The sequence below is a fragment of the Lelliottia sp. CFBP8978 genome (genome assembly GCF_034046055.2).
In the GTDB taxonomy this organism is placed as follows: domain Bacteria; phylum Pseudomonadota; class Gammaproteobacteria; order Enterobacterales; family Enterobacteriaceae; genus Enterobacter.
The window spans coordinates 3,150,312-3,173,741 of the sequence record NZ_CM188253.1; the positions used below are offsets into that span (position 1 = coordinate 3,150,312).

Genomic DNA, 23,430 nt, shown 5'->3' on the forward strand with positions numbered 1-23,430 from the left:
TTGTCGGTGTCAGAAAAAACACCGACAATCCTTTCAATTCAAAAATGAAACGGAGGCAATCATGTCCACCTCATATTTTGTCGCAGCCGACTGGCTTCTCGAACACAGTGACGACCCGGAAGTACAAATTCTCGACGCCCGTATGGCGCCCCCGGGGCAAGAGCATCGCGACGTTCCCGCTGAATATCGCGCCGGACATCTTCCTGGCGCGGTATTTTTTGATATCGAAGCCCTGTCCGATCATACCTCCCCTCTGCCGCACATGTTGCCGCGTTCTGAAGCATTTGCCGTCGCCATGCGTGAACTTGGCGTTAACCGTGAAAAGCATCTGGTGGTATACGATGAAGGCAATCTTTTCTCTGCACCGCGCGCATGGTGGATGCTAAAAACGTTCGGCGTGGAAAAGGTCTCCATCCTGGCGGGCGGACTGGCGGGGTGGAAGCGCGACGAGTTGCCGCTACAGCAAGGTCATGTCTCACTGCCGGAAGGCGATTTTGAGGCTTCACATGACGCGAATGTCGTCAAACGCCTGACGGATGTGTTACTGGCTAGCCACGAAAAGACCGCACAAATCGTCGATGCGCGCCCTGCTCCGCGTTTTAATGCTCAGGCCGATGAACCTCGTCCTGGCCTCAAGCGCGGACATATCCCGGGGGCGCTCAATGTCCCGTGGGGCGATCTGGTGTTTGAGGGCGAACTGAAAACCACCGATGAACTGAGCGAGATTTTTGATCGTCAGGGTGTGGATCTCCATCGGCCTGTCATCGCCAGCTGCGGCTCCGGAGTGACAGCCTGCGTGGTCATCCTCGCTCTGGCGACGCTCGGCGCTACCGATGTGACCTTATATGACGGCGCATGGAGCGAGTGGGGCGCGCGCGACGATCTGCCGGTTGAACCCGCTCAGTGATGGATAACCGACTGGCGACACTGTTAACGCGCGGGGAGTCTTTGACCCGCGCGGAGTATCGCGTATTGGCTCACCTGACGGAGCATCCGCTGCTGGTGGGCAACATCACGGTGCGCGAGCTGGCGCAGGCAACATTCGTCTCTACCGCCACCATCATGCGCCTGTGTCAGAAACTGGGATTCAGCGGATTTAGCGAATTTATCTGGCACTGCAAACAGCTGTTATCCGATACACCGCACATTGCGACGCAGCCTCAGGATCTCCCGCAGCTACCGGCGCTGTTTAGCCAGTTTATCGCCAACTATCAGCAAACCTTTCAGTGGGTCACCGAGGAGAAACGCCGCCAGTTTTCCACGCTGTTACGCGAAAAAGAGAGCTTTTTTCTGTATGGCGCCGGATTTTCTTATTTGTTCGCAGAGTATCTGACCAAAAAATTGCAGGTGCTGGGCAAAACGGCTTTTATTTCCGGGCCGGGTGACAGCCGGAATATCTTTTTGAGCAACGCTTCGCGCTATCAGGTTTTCATCGCCGTATCGCGCAGCGGCGAGACTGAGCAGGTCCTGGATAAAGCGCGGATCGCTAAAAATGTCGGTATGACGGTGGTTGCGTTTACCCGCGCCTCCGCTAATTCGCTGGCTGGAATGGCGGATTTACATTTCGCGCTGTATGACGAGGCGGTGCATTACGCTGCTGAAGCGGCTGGCATCACATCGTTTGAGTCGAACCTGGTGCTGCTGATGGATTTGTTGCTGCTGGAAGCGACGGGGTGAGTGCTCACCCCGTACGCTATCAGATAATGCGGTTGGTTTTGAGATCGCGCAGGAATCCGCCCCAACGGCGCTCATAGAACGGGTTAATGTGCTCGGTAATGAAATGGCTGATGCCCTTTTCACCTTTAACTACCCGGCAGATATCAATCGGCTCATCCCCAGGAAGCGTGTCGGTTGCAACGCTGCCCGCAGCCTGGATAATTTCATCAATATCACCATCCGCTTCAATACCTATCAGCAAAATGGGTTGCTCATCGGCGCTCTCTTTAATCGAGCAAAGAAACGCGCGCTTCACGGGCTTGATGGTTTTGAACAGCGTGGTGAGAGAGTCAATCATCTGCGCCGGAGGCTCGGCCACTTCTGACAGCAACAGCGTCTCGCCGCCTTCCAGCACCTCTTGCGTACTGAGCGGATTTCCCTCTTCGCCAATCAGATGACTGATCTCACGCGGGGTAAATTCCTTTCCGGTCGGCAGTTTTGCGTTCAGGAACAGAGTCTCGCCGAGCGTCATATCAAACAGCGTGCGCACAGGCATCACAACGAAGGCCTGTTCATCTTCCACCACTTTCTGTAACGCTTCCAGCGAGGTAAAGAACGGGATCACCGAGGTGCCATCATCCTTTTCCCAGTGCAGAAGATCCAGTGCGCTATCCTCAACAACCTGTTCACCTTCCGCCGCCGTACCGGGAACCCAAACGGTCGACTCCAGCAGCGTGCGGAAAAATGCCGGACGGTGGGCTGGCTCAGTGGCCGCCTGCTCCAGCAGGGTTTCTAATTCATTTTTGGCTTCGGACATAGTTATTCCAGATGGTGCTTTTCCCCTCATCCCCCCTCTTTCCAAAGGGAGATGAAATTTTACACCCTCTCCTCTTTGGGGAGCGGGCTGGGTGAGGGAATTTTAACACCCTCTCCCCTTTGGGGAGAGGGCTGGGGTGAGAGGCAACAATTACTCTGCGGTCAGCAGGTTCGCAATGGTGCGCACACCAAGACCGGTTGCCCCAGCGGACCACTGCTCAACTGCGGCTTTACGGTAGGTGGCTGAACAGTCGATATGCAGCCAGCCTTCACGGTAATTTTCAACAAAGTGGGACAGGAAACCTGCCGCCGTGCTTGCACCCGCCGGATAGGCAGCGCTTGCGGTGTTGTTTAGCTCGGCAAAGTTGGACGGCAGCTGGCTACGATGGAACTCCGCCAGCGGCAGACGCCAGAAAGGCTCGTTCTCTTGCGCAGCGCTCGCCAGAAGACGGGCAGCCAGTTTATCGTCAAAGCTGAACAGCGCATGGTAATCGTTACCCAACGCGGTTTTCGCTGCACCGGTCAGCGTCGCCATATCAATGATCAGCTCAGGTTTCTGCGCAGAGGCATCAATCAGGCCATCAGCCAGTACCAGACGACCTTCCGCATCGGTGTTCATCACTTCAACGTTTTTGCCGTTACGGTAGCGAATGATATCGCCCAGCTTGAACGCATTGCCGCTGACCATGTTGTCTGCACAGCACAGATACAGTTTTACGCGCTTGTTCAGACCACGGGTGATGGCAAAAGCCAGCGCGCCCGTAATGGTGGCCGCGCCGCCCATATCGGATTTCATGGAATCCATGAACGCACTTTGTTTCAGGCTGTAGCCGCCGGTATCGAAAGTGATCCCTTTGCCGACCAGGCATGCGTACACCGGCGCTTGTTTATCGCCGGTTGGGTTGTAATCCAGTGCCAGCAGCACTGGCGGACGCTCAGAACCGCGGCCTACGGTGTGGATCCCCATGTAATTCTGTTCGCGCAGATCTTCACCTTTAGTGATGCGATAAGACATTTTATCGCCTGCGGCCTTACACAGCAGATCGACCGCGCGCTGCGCCAGCTGCTCCGGACTCAGCTCTTCTGCCGGAGCATTGATGGTATCGCGCACCCAGTCGATGATGGTCAGACGGTTTTCCAGCTCTTTCTGTGCGGATTCATCCAGGTTTGCCCACTCAATCTTACGCGTGCCTTTTGGGCCTTTGTAACCGGCCCAGAACGCCCAGCTGCGATCGGTATTCCAGCCTTCGCCTGCAAGCGTAACGTGCTTAATGCCCAGCCCGTCGATTTTACGCGCGGCGCGCTGGATCAGGCCCAAATCGTCGGTGTCGTTCAGATGGAGGGTAATGCCATCGTTGTTAATGCTATAGGTGGCTTTCTCACCCCAGCGTGCATCCGCAGGCTGAGTCGAGAGCGTAATCTTCATCGCTTCGGTCATTTTATTTATCCTTATTAGCAATTAGCAAACGGGCCGCCAGAGAAGGCAGCCCGTATGATATTTCTTTGCGCTAAACGTCTGCTTCATCTAACCAGACTAACAGAATCGCCTCCAGAATTTTTTCATTGGATGCGCTGGGATCGTCGTCAAAATCTTCCAGATCGCAGATCCACTGATGCATATCGGTGAATCGCACGGTCTTTGGATCGAGATCCGGGTTAGCGTCGTACAGCGCCTCGCCGATTTCACGGCTGTCGGTCCACTTCAGTCCCATACTACCCCCTGTTAATGCTCGCGCGCATGGTTGATAGTGTAACGCGGGATTTCGACCACCAGATCTTCATCGGTCACGCGCGCCTGACAGCTCAGACGGCTGTCTGGCTCCAGACCCCATGCTTTATCCAGCATGTCGTCTTCGTCTTCGGTGCTTTCCGCGAGGGAGTCAAAACCTTCACGCACGATGCAGTGGCAGGTGGTGCAGGCACAGGATTTTTCACAGGCGTGTTCCACTTCGATACCGTTGCGCAGGGCAACGTCGAGAATGGTTTCGCCGGTCTCAGCTTCCAGAACTGCGCCATCCGGACAGAGGTCCGCATGAGGCAGAAAAACAATCTTTGGCATATTAAACCTCGTCCACGGACTGGCCTTTCAGCGCGACACGGACAGATTTGTCCATACGGCGAGCGGCAAAGTCCTGGGTATGTTTATCAACGTTTTTAATCGCTTGTTCTATTGCGTCAGCGTCATCGCCATCGGCAACCGCGCGTAAATGTGCGGCAGCGTCGTCAATCACCTGACGCTCTGCGGCGCTTAGCAGCGCGGCATCAGCAGTGAGTGCGCCATTCAGACTTTCCAGCACGCGCGCGGCTTCAACTTTTTGTTCCGCCAGCATACGCGCCTTCACATCCTGTTCGGCATAGCTCATTGAATCCTGAATCATGGAGGCGATTTCGCCATCCGTCAGACCGTAAGACGGTTTCACCTGGATAGATGATTCCACCCCGGTCGATTTTTCCATCGCCGTCACGTTAAGCAAGCCATCCGCATCCACCTGGAAGGTGACGCGAATATGCGCCCCGCCCGCAGGCAGCGCCGGAATACCGCGCAGCGCAAAACGCGCCAGCGAACGACAATCCTGAACCAGCTCGCGCTCGCCCTGCATTACGTGGATGGACATCGCCGTCTGACCATCTTTAAACGTGGTGAACTCCTGCGCGCGCGCCACCGGAATGGTGGTATTACGCGGGATCACTTTCTCAACCAGACCGCCCATGGTCTCCAGCCCCAGAGAGAGCGGAATCACATCGAGCAGCAGCATTTCGCTGTCCGGCTTGTTGCCGACCAGGATATCCGCCTGAATCGCAGCGCCAATCGCCACCACTTTGTCCGGATCGATAGAGGTCAGCGGCGTGCGGCCAAAGAATTCGCCCACGCGTTCACGCACCAGCGGTACGCGCGTTGAACCACCAACCATCACCACTTCCAACACCTCGCTCGCGTCGACGCTGGCGTCTTTCAGCGCACGACGGCAGGCCAGCAGAGTGCGTTTGACGAGCGCAGCAATCAGTTCGTTGAACTGCTCGCGGGTGATTTCGCCGCACCAGCCCGCCACGTTAACGGTGACTGACTGGGCATCGCTAAGCGCAATTTTGGCGTCGATAGCGGCATCCAGCAGTTCGCGCTGGACGCGCACGTCGCTGCGATCGGGAATACCCGCCTGCTCGCGAATGTAATCGGCCAGCAGGTGGTCGAAGTCGTCGCCGCCGAGAGCGGAATCGCCGCCCGTCGCCAGCACTTCAAACACGCCACGGCTTAAACGCAGAATGGAGATATCAAAGGTGCCACCGCCAAGATCGTAAACGGCGATAACCCCTTCCTGACCGGAATCCAGACCGTAAGCAATCGCGGCTGCGGTCGGTTCGTTGAGCAAGCGCAGGACATGCAGACCCGCCAGACGCGCAGCGTCTTTCGTCCCCTGACGCTGTGCGTCGTCAAAATAGGCCGGGACGGTGATCACAACGCCGTCCAGCTCGCCTTCAAGCGTGGCCGTCGCCCGCGCCGCCAGGGCCTTCAGAATATCTGCCGAAACGCGAACCGGGTTGAGTAAACCGGCTGGCGTGGCAATCATCGGCAAGCCATTAACACTGGCCTGCAGCTGATACGGCAGATGAGGATAGCGAGTTTGAATATCTGCCAGCGAGCGGCCCATCATTCGCTTCACGGAGCTGATGGTGTTGGCCGGATCTTTCGCGGCGTTAGCGCGCGCGTCAAAGCCAACGGTGTGGCCCTGTTGCTGATAGTGGACGACAGAGGGCAGCAGATGACGCCCTTCAGCGTCTGCCAGGGTTTCAGCCTGGCCGCTGCGAACGGTCGCCACGAGGGAATTGGTGGTCCCTAAGTCAATGCCCACCGCCAGACGACGCTGGTGCGGTGCCGCGCTAAGACCAGGCTCACTAATTTGTAATAAGGCCATGTTAAGCTTCCAAAATCAAAAATCGAGCAGCTTTTCTTCGAGTTGTTCAGCACTGCTTCGCAGTTTATCGAGAAAACGCAGCTTGCGTACAGTGTCCGCCGCCAGATCCCACGTCTCGTTATTCAGTTGTTCAACCATCTGCTGATGACGGGTATCGAACATCGCTTTCACCCGTTTGATAAAGCTTTCAAGACGCGCTTCGTCTTTCGCCTGTTCGATCTCATCCAGCTCTTCGCGCAACTCCAGCTGTTCCATCAGGAAGGCGGTGTCGCGTACGGTATGCTGTTCACTGGCCAAATCAAAACCATGCAGCGAGAGCAAATATTCCGCGCGCGCTAAGGGGCTACGCAGCGTTTGCCACGCCTGGTTGATAGTGGCTGATTGCGAAACGGCAGCGAGTTGTTCCGCCTGAGACCCGCTGGCGAATTTATCCGGATGGAATTGACGTTGCAGATCCTGAAAACGAACCGTCAGGGCCTGGATATCGATCGGGTACTGGGCGGGCAACCCAAAGAGGGTGAAGTAATCCATAACAATCTCAGGGTTAGCCAATTAAAACAAACCCCACACGCAGCGTATCTGCGGTGGGGTCTGCGGGTGACGCGCGATTAAACGTGGAAGCTTTCACCGCAACCGCACTCGTCTTTCACGTTCGGGTTGGTGAATTTAAACCCTTCGTTAAGGCCTTCCTTGACAAAGTCCAGCTGAGTGCCGTTAAGGAATTGCAGGCTCTTGCCATCGACTACTACCTTCACGCCTTTGTCTTCAAACACGGTGTCATCGCTTGCCGGTTCATCAACAAATTCCAGTACATAAGCCATACCGGAACAGCCGGAGGTACGTACGCCCAGTCGCAGGCCAAAGCCTTTACCACGGTTCTCCAGGAAGGAGCTTACTCGCGCGGCAGCGCTGTCGCTAAGGGTAATCGACATACTCAAACCTCAATTATTTTGCTTCACGTTTACTTTTGTAATCCGCAATGGCGGCTTTAATCGCGTCTTCTGCCAGGATAGAACAGTGAATTTTCACCGGTGGCAGTTCGAGTTCGTCAGCAATATCGGTATTTTTAATTGCCTGTGCTTCGTCCAGAGACTTGCCCTTCACCCACTCGGTGACCAGGGAGCTGGAAGCGATAGCAGAACCGCAACCATAAGTCTTGAAACGCGCGTCTTCAATGATACCTTCATTGTTGACTTTGATCTGCAACTTCATCACGTCGCCACACGCCGGGGCGCCAACCATGCCGCTACCAACGCTTTCGTCGCTGTTGTCGAAAGAGCCCACGTTGCGTGGGTTCTCGTAATGATCAATAACTTTTTCGCTGTAAGCCATGTTGAATTCTCCTTCGTACCGATTAGTGATGTGACCATTCAATGCTGTTCAGATCCACGCCCTGTTTGAACATTTCCCACAGTGGAGAAAGGTCGCGCAGACGGCCAATGGAGTTACGAACCAGCTTGATGGTGTAGTCAATCTCTTCTTCGGTAGTGAAGCGACCTAAAGAGAAACGGATTGAGCTGTGAGCCAGCTCGTCAGTCATACCCAGTGCACGCAGCACGTAGGATGGCTCAAGGCTTGCGGAAGTACAGGCAGAACCAGAAGAGACGGCCAGATCTTTCAGCGCCATAATCAGCGATTCGCCTTCAACATAGTTGAAGCTGACGTTGAGAATGTTCGGTGCGCCCTGCTCGAGATCGCCGTTCAGATAGACTTCTTCCATATCTTTCACGCCGTCCCACAGACGGTTACGCAGAGTGCGCAGACGCGCCATCTCGGTTTCCATCTCTTCTTTAGCGATACGGTAGGCTTCGCCCATGCCGACGATCTGGTGAACAGGCAGAGTTCCTGAACGCATGCCGCGCTCGTGACCACCGCCGTGCATCTGTGCTTCGATGCGGATACGTGGTTTACGACGAACGTACAGCGCGCCGATACCTTTCGGGCCATAAATTTTGTGGCCGGAGAAGGACATCAGGTCCACTTTCAGCTGGCTCAAATCGACAGGCAGTTTGCCCACGCTCTGAGTGGCGTCAACGTGGAAGATAATGCCGCGCGAACGGCAGAGTTCGCCGATAGTCGCGATATCCTGAACCACGCCGATTTCGTTGTTCACGTGCATGATGGACACCAGAATCGTGTCATCGCGCATTGCCGCTTCGAGCTCTTTCAGATCGATAATACCGTTGCTCTGCGGGGCGAGATAGGTCACTTCAAACCCTTCACGCTCCAGCTGACGGCAGGTATCCAGCACGGCTTTGTGTTCGGTTTTGCTGGTGATAATGTGCTTGCCTTTTTTCTGATAGAAGTTGGCCGCACCTTTGATCGCCAGGTTATCGGATTCGGTTGCACCGGAGGTGAAAACAATTTCACGCGGATCGGCGCCAACCAGCTCAGCAATCTGATTACGGGCGATATCAACCGCCTCTTCAGCATGCCAGCCAAAACGGTGAGAACGGGAAGCTGGGTTACCAAAGTTTCCGTCCAGGGTCAGACACTGCATCATTTTCTCGGCAACACGCGGGTCCACCGGCGTGGTTGCGGAGTAATCGAGATAGATCGGTAATTTCATTGCTCTATAAACTCCGTACATCGCTTCAATGCAAGGAATCAGGCTACCGGCTGGATGTACGACCGAGTACACGGGGCAACGAGTGCCCCGGCCTGATTCTGAAATTCTTTATAATTTTTTGCCCTAAATAGTTCGTGTTACACCACGAAATATGACGGGCAAATTAGGCGCGTAATTTAACGTCGATAGCGTCTTGCGCGCGATTGTTACGTTGGTTTTCGTGGCTTTGCTGGCGACCAGAGACATCCAGAACTTCCTGGTTATTAACCAGTTCACCCAAGGTGATGTTGTTCAGGAAGCCGGTCAAACGGTCGCTCAGGTCGCGCCACAGCGCGTGGGTCAGGCATTTATCGCCGCCCTGGCAACCGCCTTTGCCCTGGCAACGCGTCGCGTCAACGGACTCATCAACAGCGCTGATAACTTCACCAACTGCAATACTACCCGCGTCTTTACCCAGCAGATAACCGCCGCCTGGGCCACGAACGCTGGAAACCAGTCCATTTTTACGCAATCTGGAGAACAGCTGTTCCAGATAGGACAGGGAAATTCCCTGACGTTCAGAAATATCTGCCAACGGAACCGGGCCCGCTTCGGAGTTGAGCGCAACGTCCAGCATCGCGGTCACGGCATAACGCCCTTTAGATGTCAGTCTCATGTCTTACTTAACCTCAAACTCGCCCCTGCCCGGGGTTTTTTATTGTAAAATGGGGGTATTGCATAGCAGGGCCAAGTCTGACATTCCTGACTAAATTGGTCAACTATTTACTTGACTGTTTTAGTCAGGTATTTAACCTTCTGTGCCGTTTATTGTTCTTTGTTTTTTTGCTCAATAATTGAGGCCAACATACCGCGCAAAATGTTCAGCTCCTGAGTTTCAGGACGAGCGCGGGTGAACAGACGACGCAGCTTATTCATCACCTGCCCCGGATGTGACGCGCGGATAAACCCGGTTGTGAGCAGCGTTTGCTCCAGATGACCGTAAAAGCGCTCCAGATCGTCAACCAGCGGATACGGGGTCTCTTCTTCGACAACAGGACGTTCACTGTTTTCCTGCGTCGCCAGCCAGGCCATACGAACTTCGTACGCAATGACCTGCACCGCCATCGCCAGATTCAGCGAGCTGTATTCCGGGTTCGCGGCAATCGCCACGTGATAGTGACATTTCTGCAATTCATCGTTTGTCAGGCCAACGCGCTCGCGGCCAAAGACCAGCGCAACCGGCGCATGTTCGGCTTCACCGACGCTTTTCAGACCACATTCACGCGGATCGAGCATTGGCCATGGCAGCGTGCGGGAGCGCGCACTGGTGCCCACCACCAGACTACATCCCGCCAGCGCTTCGTCCAGCGTATCCACAATCTGCGCATTGCCGATGACATCACTGGCGCCGGCCGCCAGTGCGATGGCCTGGGAGTCCGGTTTAACCAGCGGATTCACCAGCCACAGATTGGTTAAGCCCATGGTTTTCATAGCGCGGGCAACAGAGCCCATATTGCCGGTGTGCGATGTTTCGACCAGCACGATTCGAATGTTTTGCAGCATAATTTGATTTGTCTGAAGCCAGTGTATGAAGAATATTCCGACATATTATCATAAACGAGAGACATGATCCGAACTCGCTGCTATACTCTGCGCCGTTTTCGTTTCCCTGTTCTTTAACATCCAGTGAGAGTAACCGATGCAACATCCTATGTTGACCATCGCCGTGCGCGCAGCGCGCAAGGCGGGTAATGTAATTGCCAAACACTACGAAACTCCAGATTCTGTAGAAACCAGCCAGAAAGGCAGCAATGACTTTGTGACTAACGTCGATAAAGCCGCTGAAGCGATTATTATCGAAACCATTCGCAAATCTTACCCGCAGCACACCATCATCACCGAAGAAAGCGGTGAGCACGCAGGCGAAGATCAGGATGTTCAATGGGTTATCGATCCACTGGATGGCACCACCAACTTCGTTAAACGTCTTCCTCATTTCTCTGTTTCTATCGCTGTACGCATCAAAGGCCGCACTGAAGTTGCTGTGGTTTACGATCCAATGCGTAACGAACTGTTCACCGCGACCCGTGGTCAGGGCGCACAGCTGAACGGTTACCGTCTGCGCGGTAGCAACTCTCGCGATCTGGATGGCACTATTCTGGCGACCGGTTTCCCGTTCAAGGCGAAACAGCACGCTCAGACCTACATGAAAATCCTCGGCAAACTGTACACCGAATGCGCGGATTTCCGTCGCACCGGTTCTGCTGCACTGGATCTGGCCTACGTGGCCGCTGGCCGCGTTGACGGTTATTTCGAAATTGCGCTGAAACCATGGGATTTTGCTGCAGGCGAGCTGATTGCCCGTGAAGCTGGCGCACTGGTATGCGATTTCACCGGCGGTCATAACTACATGATGAGCGGTAATATCGTTGCCGGTAACCCGCGTGTTGTGAAAGCGATGCTGGCGAACATGCGTGACGAACTGAGTGACGCGCTGAAGCGCTAATTCCGTTTGTTGTGCCCGATGGCACTGTACTTACCGGGCCTGCGATCCTGTAGGCCGGATAAGCGCAGTGCCATCGTTCGTTTTAGAACGGTCGCAACCCCCGCCCTACCGGCACCGCGCTGATCCACATCGTCACCGCCGCCACCAGTAAAATCACCCCACCCGCTAATGCCAGCGTCGTCCAGCCCACCTGTCGCCACAATACCGGGGTTTTATTGCCGCTCAGTTTGACCGCCAGCTGACGGAAACTGTGAACCAGCAGTGCCAGCGAGGTAATGGTTAACGACGTCCCTGCCGCCATCGCCAGCGCTGAAATCACACCCCAGCTAAATACACCGATAACCTTGCTGAACAGCAGCACCATGATCGCCCCGGAACAGGGCCGCATGCCCATAGAGAGGATGATCATCATTCGGGCGCGCCAGTCATCAATGCTGCGCAGCTGCTCCTCGCTGGGTAAATGCTGATGGCCACAGCCGCAGTGAGCATCATGAACATGCCGGGCGGTAAAAGTTTTAAATTTGGGTTTTCGCAGCAAGGCTCGCAGTTTCTTCAGCGCCCGCCAGCAAAGCAACAGCCCCAGCACGCCCACCAGCGCGTAGCTTCCCCTCTCCAGCCAGAAGCTGCTCAAATGCAGTTGACGGGCAGGCAGTTGCAGCACAGTCAGCACCACGACCACCAGCGCAATCGCCACCAGACCTTGTAGCAGCGAAGATGCCAGCGTCAGGCCGATACTCGATTTGAGTTTCGAAGGATGAGTCGCCAGCCAGGTGGTAATCACGATTTTGCCGTGGCCGGGCCCAAGCGCATGCAACACACCGTATAAAAAGCTGAAGATCAGCAGCGAACCGCCTGCTTTGGTTGGGTTTTCAGCCACCGCTTTCAGTAGCCCGCTCATCTGCTGGTTAACGTCGCGCTGCCAGATGATGCTTTTCATCATCACCTGCGGCCACGACTGCCAGAGCCAAAATCCGCCAGCGGCCGCCAGCACGAGGAACAGGACCAATGGCCATACATCGAGCCAGCGGCGTTTTTTGCTGAGTGAAGGGGAAATCACTGACATTGTACGGTCACCTGCTGCGCAAACTGTTTACCCAGATCCATGTCCTCAGGCGGCGCATCCGCTTTATCGAGGGACAGCGCGAAATTCAGCGTCTCTTCACTGGGCTGCGGGGTATGTACGGCGATTTTGCAGCGCTTTTGCAGCGCAGCAGGAAGCGTTGCGTCCTTGTCTTCGGCATAACTCATATCGACGTAATAGGAGGGATCAAAAGTGGAGAAGGTATATTTCTGTCCCGCCAGCGGCTGCGGCTGCGCCAGGGGCAGAATGAAGGTTAATACCGCCTGATGGCCGTCGCGCTCCATGCCGTATACCGTCGGTCGATTAAGAAATTTAACCTTTTGTCCGTTATGCCAGAATTCAGTGAAGTAGTGCTGGCCGAGCACATTGGCCATCACTTCCGCTGCCAGTTTTTTCCAGACCTCATCACCAGGCTTTGCATTACCGGCATCGTAGAGCAGATCGGCAGAGGTGATTTCATCCATCGTCCAGCGCATTTTCAGGCCGCTCAGGTGTGTTTCATCGGCCACAATCTCAGTCTTAAGACTGATAAAACTGTGAGGATGCGCAGCAGCGGTGAAAGATAAAACCGCAAAAAATAACGCGCAGGCGCTGTGTTTAACTATTTGCATCGTTTCCTCACGTCAAAAATTCTGTGATGTTCTCCTGCATTCCTGAAGGAAAGAGCCCCCGGCACGCTTTTCAGCCCCCATCCTTTAGCTATTCTTATCGAATACTCTAACTGGATACCCGACAGATGATGACGACGCTTGAAAACCCATCTGTGCTTTCCAGTTCGCAGCGTCGCTGCCAGGTGCTGTTGATGTTTTACCTGCCAGGTTTTACCGTCACTCCGCAAAGCATTGTTGATATCAATGGGGTTGACGACGAAATCGCACGGCAAGATATAGCCGAGACTTGCGATGAAATCCAGCGCTATCACCGGCTCAACATCGCATTGCATCAAGACGGCTGCTACCGGATTGAAGGCACTACACTCGATCAACGTCTTTGCCTGCTGCACGGGTTGCGTCGGGCATTGCGGCTATGCCCGGGCTTCATCACTCAGCAGTTTACCCCGGCGCTCAAAACGGAACTTAAACAACGGGGCATCGCGCGACCTCTGTATGACGATACCAATCTGCGTGCGCTAATCAACTTCTGCGCGCGCCGCCTGCAGCGTCAGTTCGAGTGCCGTGATATTCAGTTTTTGCAGCTCTACCTGCAATATTGCCTGCTCCAGCACCATCTTGGACAGACGCCGCAGTTTTCTGCCATTCAGCGTAACTGGGCGCAGTCGCGCGGTGAATACCTGATAGCGCAGGAAATTGTCCGTCACTGGCAGCGGCGCGTCTTGCAGATGCCCCATACCGACGAGCATCTGTTCCTGTCGCTGCTGTTTATGATGCTGCGCACGCCCGACCCATTGCGCGATGCCCATCAGCAGGATGAGCGGCTGCGCCGGGCCATTTCACGGATGATAGGGCGTTTTCGCGGGCAAACGGGAATGTGTTTTAGCGATGAACAAGGGCTGACCGACCAGCTTTATACCCACCTGACTCAGGCGCTGGATCGCTCGCTGTTTGGCATTGGTATCGACAACAGCCTGCCCGAGGAGATTGGCCGGCTTTATCCCCGTTTGATGCGTACCACCCGGGAGGTGTTATTTGAAGTCGAAGCGGAATTCGGGCTACGCTTTTCTGACGAAGAGATGTGTCTGGTCGCCGTAATATTGGGTGCCTGGCTGATGCAGGAAACGGATCTGTATGAAAAACAGGTGGTGTTATTAACCGGAGAAGATAAAGCCGCTGAAACGTTGATTGAGGGGCAACTTCGGGAACTCACCCTGCTACCCCTGAATATTCGCTATCTCACGCTTCAGACCTTCCAGAAGGAGGGGGCTCCGCGCGAGGCGGCGCTGGTGATTACCCCTTACGCTACCGCCCTGCCGCTGTTCTCACCGCCGCTTATTCATGCCGTCGAGACATTGAATACGCAGCAGCAAGAGCATATTCGCGCCATGCTGGAATCATAACGCCTGACTGCGCGCTGCCACTTTGGGACGAACGACCATCGCAGGCAGCGCCACCAGCGCCATGACCCAGAAGACGCCGTGGCCCAGATGCTGATAGAGGAAGCCCGCAAACACCGTCATCACCGCGATGCTGCCGCCCATTGCCACCGCGGAATAGACCGCCTGCAGACGAATGACGTCACTCCCCTCACGGGCGGAGATGTAGCGCATCGCTGCCAGATGGCAGACGGTGAACGTACCGCAGTGCAGGATCTGCGCCACAATAAGCCACGGCAGATCGGTGGTCCAGCCCATAATTCCCCAGCGCACAACCCCACAAACAGCGGAGAGCAGCAGTAAATCGCGAGCGCCAAAGCGGCGGAAGAGCTTTTTGCTCAAGGCGAAAATGATGACTTCGGCCACCACGCCAAGCGACCAGAGATAGCCGACCGCCGAGGCAGAATATCCCGCCCCCTGCCAGTAAATCGCACTAAAACCGTAGTACGCGGCATGTGCCCCTTGCAGCAGACAGACGCATGCCAGAAAGCGCCAGCTCTGCACGATTAAGCCACGCCAGGCGTGCCAGCCGGCACCTTCCTGATGGCGAGTTTCGCCCTTCGGCATCACCGAAGGTTGTAACAGCATGCCCAGCAGCATCGAGGCAATCCCCACGCTGAGCAGCGCCAGAATGGCGTGATAATCGTAGATACTGACCAGTTTGCCCACCAGCGCCGAACCAATGACAAAAGCGATGGAGCCCCACAGGCGCACACGTCCGTAGTCCATCGTGACCTGTTTTTGCCAGGTATTGGCCAGAGCATCCGTCAGCGGGACCAGCGGTGAGAAAAAGAGGTTAAATCCCACCATCACTACCATCAGCCAGGCAAACTGCTGACTGACCCAAAAGGCGGCGAGGAACACCAACGTGAGCAGCGCGAGGACGCGCATGGCTTTAATCAACAAAGAGGGATCGCTAACGCGCGGCGCAATGAGCAGGCTTCCCAGGAATCGCGCGACCAGACCCGCCCCCAGCAGGATGCCGATCATTTCTGGCGTCAGGCCGATCCCCTTGAGCCAGACGCTCCAGAAAGGCAAAAAAATACCGTAGCTAAAAAAATAGGTGAAATAGCTGAGCGCCAGCCAGCGTGTGGAATGCAAAACCATGAATCCCTCCCGTTTTGGAGGCGTTAGTCTGTCTTTAATACGGTGTCAACGCAAGCCACGATTAACAATAAAATAACACCTTTATTTTGAGGGGTTTTTAGCTCTCTTCCGGCTCAGGGTATCGGGTTTTGCTTTACATCCGTCATAGCCACAATAACAGGCGCTAAACGATAAAGTCAGACAGGGAATCGCTCAACCTTCAGCGAAATAACAGAGTTGTCGTTTTATTTTCACCATGAAAAGCGTCGATTAAAACCGATATCCCGGGCAACGCCGCTCTGTCCAAAAATGACATCACTCGTATGCCTGATTTATTAAGAGAACCAAAATGGCGAGGCTGCGTTTTGTGTATTAATTTTAGGGTAAGCCCCACCGCAAAATGAGCCTGCCATGAACACATTACGCTATTTCGATTTCGGCCAGTCACGCTCGCTGGTACTGCTGATTGCACGTATCGCGATTGTTGTGCTGTTTATTATTTTTGGTATTCCGAAAATGACCGGTTTTGATGGAACGGTGCAATATATGACGTCGCTCGGCGCACCGATGCCAATGCTGGCGGCGATTATTGCGGTGATCATGGAAGTGCCCGCCGCGATTTTGATTGTGCTCGGTTTCTATACCCGACCACTGGCAGTGTTATTTGTCTTCTATACCCTGGGGACGGCGGTGATTGGCCACCACTACTGGGATATGAGTGGCGATGCGGTGATGCCGAACATGATTAACTTCTACAAGAATGTGAGTATTGCCGGGGGATTTCTTCTGCTGGCTGTGACCGGGCCAGGGACGATATCTATCGACCGTCGCTAGATAAAAAAAAGGCCGCTTGCGCGGCCTTTCTTATTTCTGCGAGGAGATTATGCGTAAACCGGGAAGCGTGCGCAGATATCCAGCACCTTACCTTTAATACGCTCAATAACCGCTTCGTCGTTGATGTTATCCAGAACATCACACATCCAGCCTGCCAGCTCTTTCACTTCGGCTTCTTTGAAGCCGCGGCGAGTGACAGCCGGAGAACCGATACGGATACCGGAAGTCACAAACGGACTCTTCGGATCGTTCGGTACGCTGTTTTTGTTCACGGTGATGTTCGCGCGACCCAGGGCTGCGTCAGCTTCTTTACCGGTCAGGTTCTTATCAACCAGATCCAGCAGGAACAGGTGGTTTTCAGTACCGCCAGAAACCACTTTGTAGCCGCGGCTCAGGAACACTTCCACCATCGCTTTCGCGTTTTTGGCAACCTGCTGCTGGTAAACTTTGAACTCTGGCTCCATCGCTTCTTTCAGCGCGACAGCTTTAGCCGCGATAACGTGCATCAGCGGGCCGCCCTGTGCGCTTGGGAACACAGCAGAGTTCAGTTTCTTATACAGATCTTCGTCACCGCCTTTCGCCAGGATCAGGCCGCCGCGCGGACCCGCCAGGGTTTTGTGGGTAGTGGTGGTCACGACGTGCGCATGTGGAACCGGGTTCGGGTAGACGCCCGCCGCAATCAGACCCGCAACGTGTGCCATATCGACGAACAGGTATGCGCCGATGCTGTCTGCGATTTCACGCATTTTGGCCCAGTCAACGACACCGGAATAAGCAGAGAAGCCGCCGATAATCATCTTCGGTTTGTGGGCCTGAGCCTGCTTCGCCATATCTTCGTAGTCAATTTTACCGGACTCATCAATACCGTAAGGAATGATGTTGTACAGTTTGCCAGAGAAGTTAACCGGGGAGCCGTGAGTCAGGTGGCCGCCCTGCGCCAGGTTCATACCCAGAACGGTATCGCCCGGTTGCAGCAGAGCGGTATAAACCGCGAAGTTAGCCTGCGAGCCAGAGTGCGGCTGCACGTTAGCATAGTCAGCGCCAAACAGCTCTTTGGCACGGTCGATAGCCAGCTGCTCAACGATATCAACGTATTCGCAACCGCCGTAGTAGCGTTTGCCCGGGTAACCTTCAGCATATTTGTTGGTCAGCTGAGAACCCTGCGCCTGCATAACGCGCGGGCTGGTATAGTTCTCGGAGGCGATCAGTTCGATGTGCTCTTCCTGACGTACTTTTTCCTGCTCCATAGCCTGCCACAGTTCGGCATCATAATCGGCAATGTTCATTTCACGCTTTAACATCCGCATCTCCTGACTCAGCTAACAATAAAATTTTGGCCTGAAAAAGGCAGTCCTGGTGGACGACGGGCAACAGTATAACCGAATAGTTGTGTGATAACAGGTCTTGACAAACGATTTTACGCAAACGTTTACCTCCACGCCACGCAAGGGTTTGAGGAATAAAGACCTCGCGATTATCAATGGATTTCTTTTCAGGTTTGTGATGCAACTATTTCATGTTGCAAAGAACCATTTACAACACAGGGTTATTTTTTATAAGATGCATTTAAAATGCACCATTAAAATAACCGTCAAAGGAAGTTGCTATGTTAGACGCTCAAACCATCGCTACAGTGAAAGCCACCATTCCCCTGCTGGTCGAAACCGGTCCTAAACTCACCGCCCATTTCTACGATCGCATGTTCGCCCACAATCCGGAGCTGAAAGAAATCTTCAACATGAGCAACCAGCGCAACGGCGATCAGCGCGAAGCCCTGTTTAACGCCATTGCCGCCTACGCCAGCAATATTGAAAATCTGGCGGTACTGCTGCCTGCCGTCGAGAAAATCGCTCAGAAGCACACCAGCTTCCAGATTCAACCCGAACAGTACAATATTGTCGGCGGCCATCTGCTGGCCACCCTGGACGAGATGTTCAGCCCGGGCCAGGAAGTACTTGATGCGTGGGGCAAAGCTTACGGTGTGCTGGCGAATGTGTTTATCCAGCGCGAAGCGCAAATCTACAGCGAGCACGCGACGAAAAACGGCGGCTGGGAAGGCACGCGCGCGTTTCGCATCGTTGACAAAACACCGCGCAGTGCGCTTATCACCAGCTTTGAATTTGCGCCTGTGGATGGTCTGCCCGTCGCAGATTATCAACCCGGCCAGTATCTGGGCGTGTGGCTCAAACCAGAAGGATTTCCCCATCAGGAAATCCGCCAGTACTCACTGACGCGCCAGCCGAACGGTAAAACCTACCGTATTGCCGTTAAACGCGAAGAAGGCGGTCAGGTTTCTACCTGGCTGCATCACGCAGCGTCAGTCGGGGATGTGGTGCATCTGGCGGCTCCGGCGGGTGATTTCTTTATGGCAGTTGAATCCCACACGCCGGTTACGCTGATTTCTGCGGGCGTGGGGCAAACGCCGATGCTGGCGATGCTGGACACACTGGCTAAAGCAAACCACAGCGCGCAGGTTAACTGGTTCCACGCGGCGGAAAATGGCGATGTTCACGCCTTCGACGATGAGGTTAAAACCCTTGCCGCTGGGATATCGCAATTTAACGCCCACACATGGTATCGCCAGCCGACAGAAGCCGATCGCGCAGCGGCGCGCTTTAATAGCGTGGGTTTGATGGATTTACGTCAGTATGAAGGGTTATTCAGCACAGCGGAAATGCAGTTCTATGTCTGTGGTCCGGTGGCATTTATGCAGTTTGCCGCGCAGCAACTGGTGGATTTGGGTGTGAATAAAGACAACATTCATTACGAATGTTTCGGCCCGCATAAGGTGCTGTAATGCGCTTTCCCCTCCCGGGCGGGAGGGGAAAATTCAGCTTAGATCGCTGCGTCGTCTTCTTCACCCGTACGAATACGGATGACGCGCGCCACGTCAAAGACAAAGATCTTGCCGTCACCAATCTTACCGGTCTGCGCCGTGCGGATAATGGTATCCACGCAGGTTTCCACGATATCGTCAGTCACCACAATTTCGATTTTCACTTTTGGCAGGAAGTCCACCATATACTCTGCACCACGGTACAGTTCGGTATGGCCTTTCTGGCGACCAAAGCCTTTCACTTCAGTGACGGTCATCCCGGTGATGCCCACTTCAGCCAGCGCTTCACGCACATCATCCAGTTTGAAAGGTTTAATAATCGCATCAATCTTTTTCATGGTGGTTCCTTGAACTCGTGCCTGTCAGCTGCTTCGTAATCGGTTGCTCACAGTATCATAGTCAATCAAATATTGCGGTATTACTCTTTAAAATCGTTTGCTTCGAGCTCATGACGCGACAGCAGTTTGTAAAATTCAGTGCGGTTGCGCCCGGCCATCCGCGCAGCGTGGGTGACGTTGCCTTTGGTGATTTGCAACAGCTTACGCAGATAGTTTAGTTCGAACTGGTTACGCGCCTCGACAAACGTTGGCAGCGCGGTATTTTCTCCTTCCAGCGCCTGCTCCACCAGCGCGTCGCTGATGACCGGCGAAGAGGTGAGCGCCACGCACTGCTCAATCACGTTCACCAGCTGACGCACGTTACCCGGCCAGCTGGCGGTCATCAGGCGCTTCATCGCATCGGTAGAGAACGCGCGGACGAAAGGTTTATGCCGGTCGGCGGACTGACGTAAAAGATGATTTGCCAGCAGCGGAATGTCTTCTGAACGCTCAGCGAGCGCGGGGATCTTCAGGTTGACCACATTCAGACGGTAATAAAGATCCTCACGGAACTCTTTGCGCTCCATCGCTTTTGGCAAATCGCGGTGGGTGGCCGAGATGATCCGCACGTTAATGTCGATATCGCGGTTGCTGCCCAGCGGACGGACTTTGCGCTCCTGCAACACGCGCAGCAATTTCACCTGCAACGGGGCCGGCATATCGCCAATTTCATCAAGAAACAGCGTGCCACCCTCCGCCGCCTGGAAAAGCCCTTCCCGGCTGCTGACCGCGCCGGTAAATGCGCCACGGGCATGACCAAACAGTTCAGACTCCAGCAGTTGCTCCGGCAATGCGCCGCAGTTAATGGCAATAAAAGCATTATTACTGCGTGGGCTGGCGTTGTGGATCGCCTGCGCGAGGATCTCTTTACCCGTACCGCTCTGGCCGTTGATCAGCAAGCTGACGTCTGATTGGGCGACCATCCGCGCCTGCTCAAGCAAACGCAGCATCACCGGGCTGCGGGTGACGATGGACTCGCGCCACTTTTCATCAATGGACGGCGCGGAGTGTTCGAGCGCATCGTCGATGGCTTTATACAGCGCGTCCTTGTCCACCGGTTTGGTCAGGAAGCTAAAAACGCCCTGCTGCGTGGCAGCGACCGCATCCGGAATCGAGCCGTGGGCAGTCAGGATAATCACCGGCATGCCCGGCTGTAGCTTCTGGATTTCAATGAATAGCTGCATCCCGTCCATCTCGTCCATGCGCAGATCGCTAATCACCAGATCTATTTTCTCGCGACCCAGCGCTTTCAGCCCTTCCAGGCCACTTTCAGCGGTGACGACGCTGTACCCTTCGCTGACCAGACGCATCCCCAGCAGCTTCAGCAAGCCGGGATCGTCATCCACCAGCAGGAGATGGGCGGGTTTGCGACTTGTCATGGTTTCACTTCCTCTTGTTTCTGGGTATCACTTTCCTGATCCGGGGTTTTCGCGGGCTGCGCGTTGCTTTTCGAGCCATCCTGCAGATAATTACTGGCCGGTTTGCGGGTAGACAGTTGTCTCTCAATATCCGTCAGGTTTTCCAGCTTACGCGTTGTGGTATCCAGCTGGGAACGTAAATACTGCTGCTGCTGGCGCAGCGAGTCCAGCTCACCGTCTGCGGATTGCTGCAGCTTGCTGTAGCGGAAGCGTTCTTCGGCAAGCTGCAACTGCAGCACTTGTCCGTCACGCCACAATTGATACAGCGGGCGAATCTGGGCCGGAATTTGCGAACTAAGCGCATCCATTCGCGTGGTATTGGCGCGGCGTTCAACCGGGTTGATTTTCGCCGTGGCCAGGAGAATGCCCCGCTTAAAAGTATCCTGCCAGGTGTCATCGGCCCACAGATGGGCCTGCGCTCGCGCGGCCGCAGGCGCAAGACGCTCTGCGCAGTCCATACCGCGCAGCCAGAACAGGGGATTCGACTCCACTTCATGCCCCCCGAGTAGCCAGATGTCGTTGCAATCGGTAGAAAGGAAATCGGCCAACTGATGCTCAGGTAATTTATTGTCTTGTTTATCGCTGATGGCACTTTTTGGCGTGTGTGAAACGCACCCCGCCAGGAGCAGACATGACAGCCCTGAACGGAGAACTTTGCTGGAAAACGCTGCGATAATCGCGCGGGAAAAGACGTGTGACATACTCACCAGACTTAGATTCATTTCATTGATTTTTCCGGCTCAAGGGGCAGTTCGATTCGAAAGCACACATCCGCACGATCGTCATCCGAGATGTAAAGCTCACCGTGCATACGTCGTATGCAATCGCGGGCAATACTTAAGCCCAAACCGCTCCCTTTAACCGCACCTTTTCGCTGATGACTTCCCTGGAAAAAGGGCTCAAAAATCATCTTTTTTTCATCATCCGGAATGGGGCTACCGGTGTTGGCGACGTCGATACAGACCCGCGAACCGTGGGTAAAGCTGCGAATATAAATGTTACCGGATTCAGTACCATAGTGCACCGCATTGGAATAAAGATTATCCAGCACGCTCATTAACAGCATAGGCTCTGCAAAGCAGACCGGCTCATTGAGTTCCAGCTCGGTATGCATCATTTTAGCTCGCGCTGGCAGGCTGTGGGCGGAGAGAACCATATCCACCAGCGGTTCAATCTCCACTTTTTCCAGCTCGACGGCGCCGTCTGCAAGTTTACGATTGTAATCAAGCAGTTGCTCAATCAGCTTTTGCAGATTGCGGCTGCTGGCATCCAGAATCTCAACAATTTCTTTTTGCTCGGAGGTGAGCGACCCCGCCACTTCGTCGGCCAGTAGCTCGGTGCCTTCGCGCATGCTGGCGAGCGGCGTTTTTAATTCATGAGAGATATGACGCAAAAACTGGTGGCGCTGAGATTCCAGCCATGCCAGCCGTTCGGAGAGCCAGATGATGCGCTGCCCCACCGAACGTAACTCGCGTGGCCCTTTAAAGACAACGGTGTTGCCAAGCGACTTGCCTTCTCCCAGAAGATTGATCATCCGCTCAATCCCCTTCACCGGCCCGATGATCATACGCGTAAACAGCAGGACCAATCCCAGACTCACCATAAACAGCACCAGCGCCTGCCAGCCAAAGAACTGACCGCGTTCGGCAATCTCTTGCTGAAGTTGCTGACCACGAGAGAAAACGACGGTGCGGGTGGACTGCACCATCTCGGTGTTAGCGTTGGCAAAGGCTTCGAGGCGAATAGTGGCGACGGCATCAGGGCCGCTATTTTTGCACTGTAGCTGGCCCAGGTCGTTCAGATCCTGGCGCAAAGCCTGGTAGAGTTTGTCATCGGGCAACACGCCGGCATGGGCATCCAGCATTTCGCTGTAGCGTTTGCGTTGATTCTGATACACCTTCGCCAGCCTGGGGTCATCGAGCACGCAATACTGGCGATAGCTGCGCTCCATTTCCAGCGCCGCATTGGTCATCGCCTCGCTGCGGCGGGCATCAATCAGCGTGGTACGGTTAGTCTGCGCCGCCTGAGCACTAAGCGCATTAAGGCTCTGCCATGCCTGCCACGCCAGTACCAGCAGCGGTAACAGGATCAGCAAGAACGCCATCATAACGAGCTGTCGCAGGGAGCGAGGAAAAACAGGCCAGCGTTTCAACGCATTACTCTCTCAGTCAGGGTGTCAGGAGAGCGTAACCGAGTCTGCCCTTCAGATACAACAAAGCCGGGTAAAAACCCGGCTTTGTGATGGAATGAGGCGGTGCCTTACTCGACGTTTCGCCCTGGGTCTGATAAAGCATCGCTATAATCAGTAGTT

General features: G+C 54.6%; 25 protein-coding genes. 6 read left to right on the top strand and 19 right to left on the bottom strand.

Going from position 1 to position 23,430, the window contains the following annotated elements:
* Window positions 1-61 precede the first annotated feature (61 nt).
* Both sseA and SOM82_RS14805 read left to right on the top strand, forming a co-directional pair.
* The gene (gene sseA, locus SOM82_RS14800; RefSeq protein WP_320459649.1) at window positions 62-907 is read left to right on the top strand and encodes a 3-mercaptopyruvate sulfurtransferase; all 846 of its coding nucleotides are present in this window, start codon (window positions 62-64) and stop codon (window positions 905-907) included.
* Window positions 907-1,677 carry a MurR/RpiR family transcriptional regulator gene (locus SOM82_RS14805; RefSeq protein WP_154128446.1) on the top strand — a complete coding sequence of 257 codons (771 nt, stop codon included), beginning with the start codon at window positions 907-909 and terminating at the stop codon, window positions 1,675-1,677. The genes sseA and SOM82_RS14805 overlap by 1 nt, the downstream gene beginning before the upstream one ends.
* A gap of 19 nt (window positions 1,678-1,696) precedes the next feature.
* On the opposite strand, the gene sseB is transcribed toward SOM82_RS14805, so the two are convergent.
* The 11 genes from sseB to trmJ form a co-directional block, all read right to left on the bottom strand.
* Window positions 1,697-2,473: an enhanced serine sensitivity protein SseB gene (gene sseB / locus SOM82_RS14810; protein WP_320459648.1), complete on the bottom strand. Its 777-nt coding sequence runs from the start codon at window positions 2,471-2,473 to the stop codon at window positions 1,697-1,699.
* A gap of 150 nt (window positions 2,474-2,623) precedes the next feature.
* Window positions 2,624-3,910, bottom strand: coding sequence for an aminopeptidase PepB (pepB, locus tag SOM82_RS14815; RefSeq protein ID WP_320459647.1), 1,287 nt, complete (start codon window positions 3,908-3,910; stop codon window positions 2,624-2,626).
* Window positions 3,911-3,980: 70 nt separating this feature from the next.
* Window positions 3,981-4,184 (bottom strand): Fe-S cluster assembly protein IscX, encoded by a 204-nt coding sequence (iscX, locus tag SOM82_RS14820; protein WP_100779311.1) that lies wholly within the window; start codon window positions 4,182-4,184, stop codon window positions 3,981-3,983.
* A gap of 11 nt (window positions 4,185-4,195) precedes the next feature.
* Window positions 4,196-4,531, bottom strand: coding sequence for an ISC system 2Fe-2S type ferredoxin (gene fdx / locus SOM82_RS14825; RefSeq protein ID WP_100779310.1), 336 nt, complete (start codon window positions 4,529-4,531; stop codon window positions 4,196-4,198).
* A 1-nt stretch (window position 4,532) separates the two neighbouring features.
* Window positions 4,533-6,383, bottom strand: coding sequence for a Fe-S protein assembly chaperone HscA (gene hscA / locus SOM82_RS14830; RefSeq protein ID WP_320459646.1), 1,851 nt, complete (start codon window positions 6,381-6,383; stop codon window positions 4,533-4,535).
* A 15-nt stretch (window positions 6,384-6,398) separates the two neighbouring features.
* Window positions 6,399-6,914, bottom strand: a complete 516-nt coding sequence (gene hscB, locus SOM82_RS14835) for a co-chaperone HscB (RefSeq protein WP_154128310.1) — start codon at window positions 6,912-6,914, stop codon at window positions 6,399-6,401.
* Between the two features lie 77 nt (window positions 6,915-6,991).
* The gene (iscA, locus tag SOM82_RS14840; RefSeq protein ID WP_154128308.1) at window positions 6,992-7,315 is read right to left on the bottom strand and encodes an iron-sulfur cluster assembly protein IscA; all 324 of its coding nucleotides are present in this window, start codon (window positions 7,313-7,315) and stop codon (window positions 6,992-6,994) included.
* A 13-nt stretch (window positions 7,316-7,328) separates the two neighbouring features.
* Window positions 7,329-7,715, bottom strand: a complete 387-nt coding sequence (gene iscU, locus SOM82_RS14845) for a Fe-S cluster assembly scaffold IscU (protein ID WP_005120408.1) — start codon at window positions 7,713-7,715, stop codon at window positions 7,329-7,331.
* A gap of 22 nt (window positions 7,716-7,737) precedes the next feature.
* Window positions 7,738-8,952, bottom strand: coding sequence for an IscS subfamily cysteine desulfurase (locus SOM82_RS14850; RefSeq protein WP_320459645.1), 1,215 nt, complete (start codon window positions 8,950-8,952; stop codon window positions 7,738-7,740).
* 163 nt (window positions 8,953-9,115) lie between these two features.
* Window positions 9,116-9,607, bottom strand: a complete 492-nt coding sequence (gene iscR / locus SOM82_RS14855; protein ID WP_154128304.1) for a Fe-S cluster assembly transcriptional regulator IscR — start codon at window positions 9,605-9,607, stop codon at window positions 9,116-9,118.
* A gap of 149 nt (window positions 9,608-9,756) precedes the next feature.
* Complete coding sequence (gene trmJ, locus SOM82_RS14860; protein ID WP_320459644.1) at window positions 9,757-10,494, bottom strand: tRNA (cytosine(32)/uridine(32)-2'-O)-methyltransferase TrmJ; 738 nt, start codon at window positions 10,492-10,494, stop codon at window positions 9,757-9,759.
* A 136-nt stretch (window positions 10,495-10,630) separates the two neighbouring features.
* On the opposite strand from trmJ, the gene suhB reads away from it, so the two are divergent.
* Window positions 10,631-11,437 carry an inositol-1-monophosphatase gene (suhB, locus tag SOM82_RS14865; protein ID WP_154128300.1) on the top strand — a complete coding sequence of 269 codons (807 nt, stop codon included), beginning with the start codon at window positions 10,631-10,633 and terminating at the stop codon, window positions 11,435-11,437.
* A gap of 82 nt (window positions 11,438-11,519) precedes the next feature.
* Here suhB and SOM82_RS14870 read toward each other — a convergent pair whose 3' ends face one another.
* Together SOM82_RS14870 and SOM82_RS14875 are read right to left on the bottom strand one after the other, a co-directional pair.
* A complete protein-coding gene (locus SOM82_RS14870) occupies window positions 11,520-12,500 on the bottom strand; it encodes a nickel/cobalt transporter (RefSeq protein ID WP_320459643.1) in 981 nt (326 codons plus the stop codon).
* Complete coding sequence (locus tag SOM82_RS14875; protein WP_320459642.1) at window positions 12,491-13,129, bottom strand: DUF1007 family protein; 639 nt, start codon at window positions 13,127-13,129, stop codon at window positions 12,491-12,493. Before SOM82_RS14875 ends, SOM82_RS14870 begins: the two co-directional genes overlap by 10 nt.
* A 125-nt stretch (window positions 13,130-13,254) precedes the next feature.
* Between SOM82_RS14875 and csiE the strand changes: the two genes are divergently transcribed.
* A complete protein-coding gene (gene csiE, locus SOM82_RS14880) occupies window positions 13,255-14,532 on the top strand; it encodes a stationary phase inducible protein CsiE (RefSeq protein WP_320459641.1) in 1,278 nt (425 codons plus the stop codon).
* Here csiE and SOM82_RS14885 read toward each other — a convergent pair.
* Window positions 14,527-15,675 (bottom strand): 3-phenylpropionate MFS transporter, encoded by a 1,149-nt coding sequence (locus SOM82_RS14885; RefSeq protein ID WP_320459640.1) that lies wholly within the window; start codon window positions 15,673-15,675, stop codon window positions 14,527-14,529. The two genes, csiE and SOM82_RS14885, sit on opposite strands and share 6 nt — an antisense overlap.
* Before the next feature lie 390 nt (window positions 15,676-16,065).
* On the opposite strand from SOM82_RS14885, the gene SOM82_RS14890 reads away from it, so the two are divergent.
* A complete protein-coding gene (locus SOM82_RS14890; protein WP_320459639.1) occupies window positions 16,066-16,488 on the top strand; it encodes a DoxX family protein in 423 nt (140 codons plus the stop codon).
* 47 nt (window positions 16,489-16,535) lie between these two features.
* On the opposite strand, the gene glyA is transcribed toward SOM82_RS14890, so the two are convergent.
* The gene (gene glyA / locus SOM82_RS14895; protein WP_154128288.1) at window positions 16,536-17,789 is read right to left on the bottom strand and encodes a serine hydroxymethyltransferase; all 1,254 of its coding nucleotides are present in this window, start codon (window positions 17,787-17,789) and stop codon (window positions 16,536-16,538) included.
* A 305-nt stretch (window positions 17,790-18,094) separates the two neighbouring features.
* On the opposite strand from glyA, the gene hmpA reads away from it, so the two are divergent.
* Window positions 18,095-19,285, top strand: a complete 1,191-nt coding sequence (gene hmpA, locus SOM82_RS14900; protein ID WP_320459638.1) for an NO-inducible flavohemoprotein — start codon at window positions 18,095-18,097, stop codon at window positions 19,283-19,285.
* A 38-nt stretch (window positions 19,286-19,323) separates the two neighbouring features.
* Here hmpA and glnB read toward each other — a convergent pair whose 3' ends face one another.
* The 4 genes from glnB to qseE form a co-directional block, all read right to left on the bottom strand.
* Window positions 19,324-19,662, bottom strand: coding sequence for a nitrogen regulatory protein P-II (glnB, locus tag SOM82_RS14905; RefSeq protein ID WP_043082508.1), 339 nt, complete (start codon window positions 19,660-19,662; stop codon window positions 19,324-19,326).
* An 80-nt stretch (window positions 19,663-19,742) separates the two neighbouring features.
* Window positions 19,743-21,080: a two-component system response regulator GlrR gene (glrR, locus tag SOM82_RS14910; RefSeq protein WP_320459637.1), complete on the bottom strand. Its 1,338-nt coding sequence runs from the start codon at window positions 21,078-21,080 to the stop codon at window positions 19,743-19,745.
* Window positions 21,077-21,841 carry a two-component system QseEF-associated lipoprotein QseG gene (gene qseG, locus SOM82_RS14915; RefSeq protein ID WP_320459636.1) on the bottom strand — a complete coding sequence of 255 codons (765 nt, stop codon included), beginning with the start codon at window positions 21,839-21,841 and terminating at the stop codon, window positions 21,077-21,079. The genes glrR and qseG overlap by 4 nt, the downstream gene beginning before the upstream one ends.
* Window positions 21,838-23,271 carry a two component system sensor histidine kinase QseE/GlrK gene (gene qseE / locus SOM82_RS14920; RefSeq protein WP_320459635.1) on the bottom strand — a complete coding sequence of 478 codons (1,434 nt, stop codon included), beginning with the start codon at window positions 23,269-23,271 and terminating at the stop codon, window positions 21,838-21,840. The genes qseG and qseE overlap by 4 nt, the downstream gene beginning before the upstream one ends.
* Window positions 23,272-23,430 lie beyond the last annotated feature (159 nt).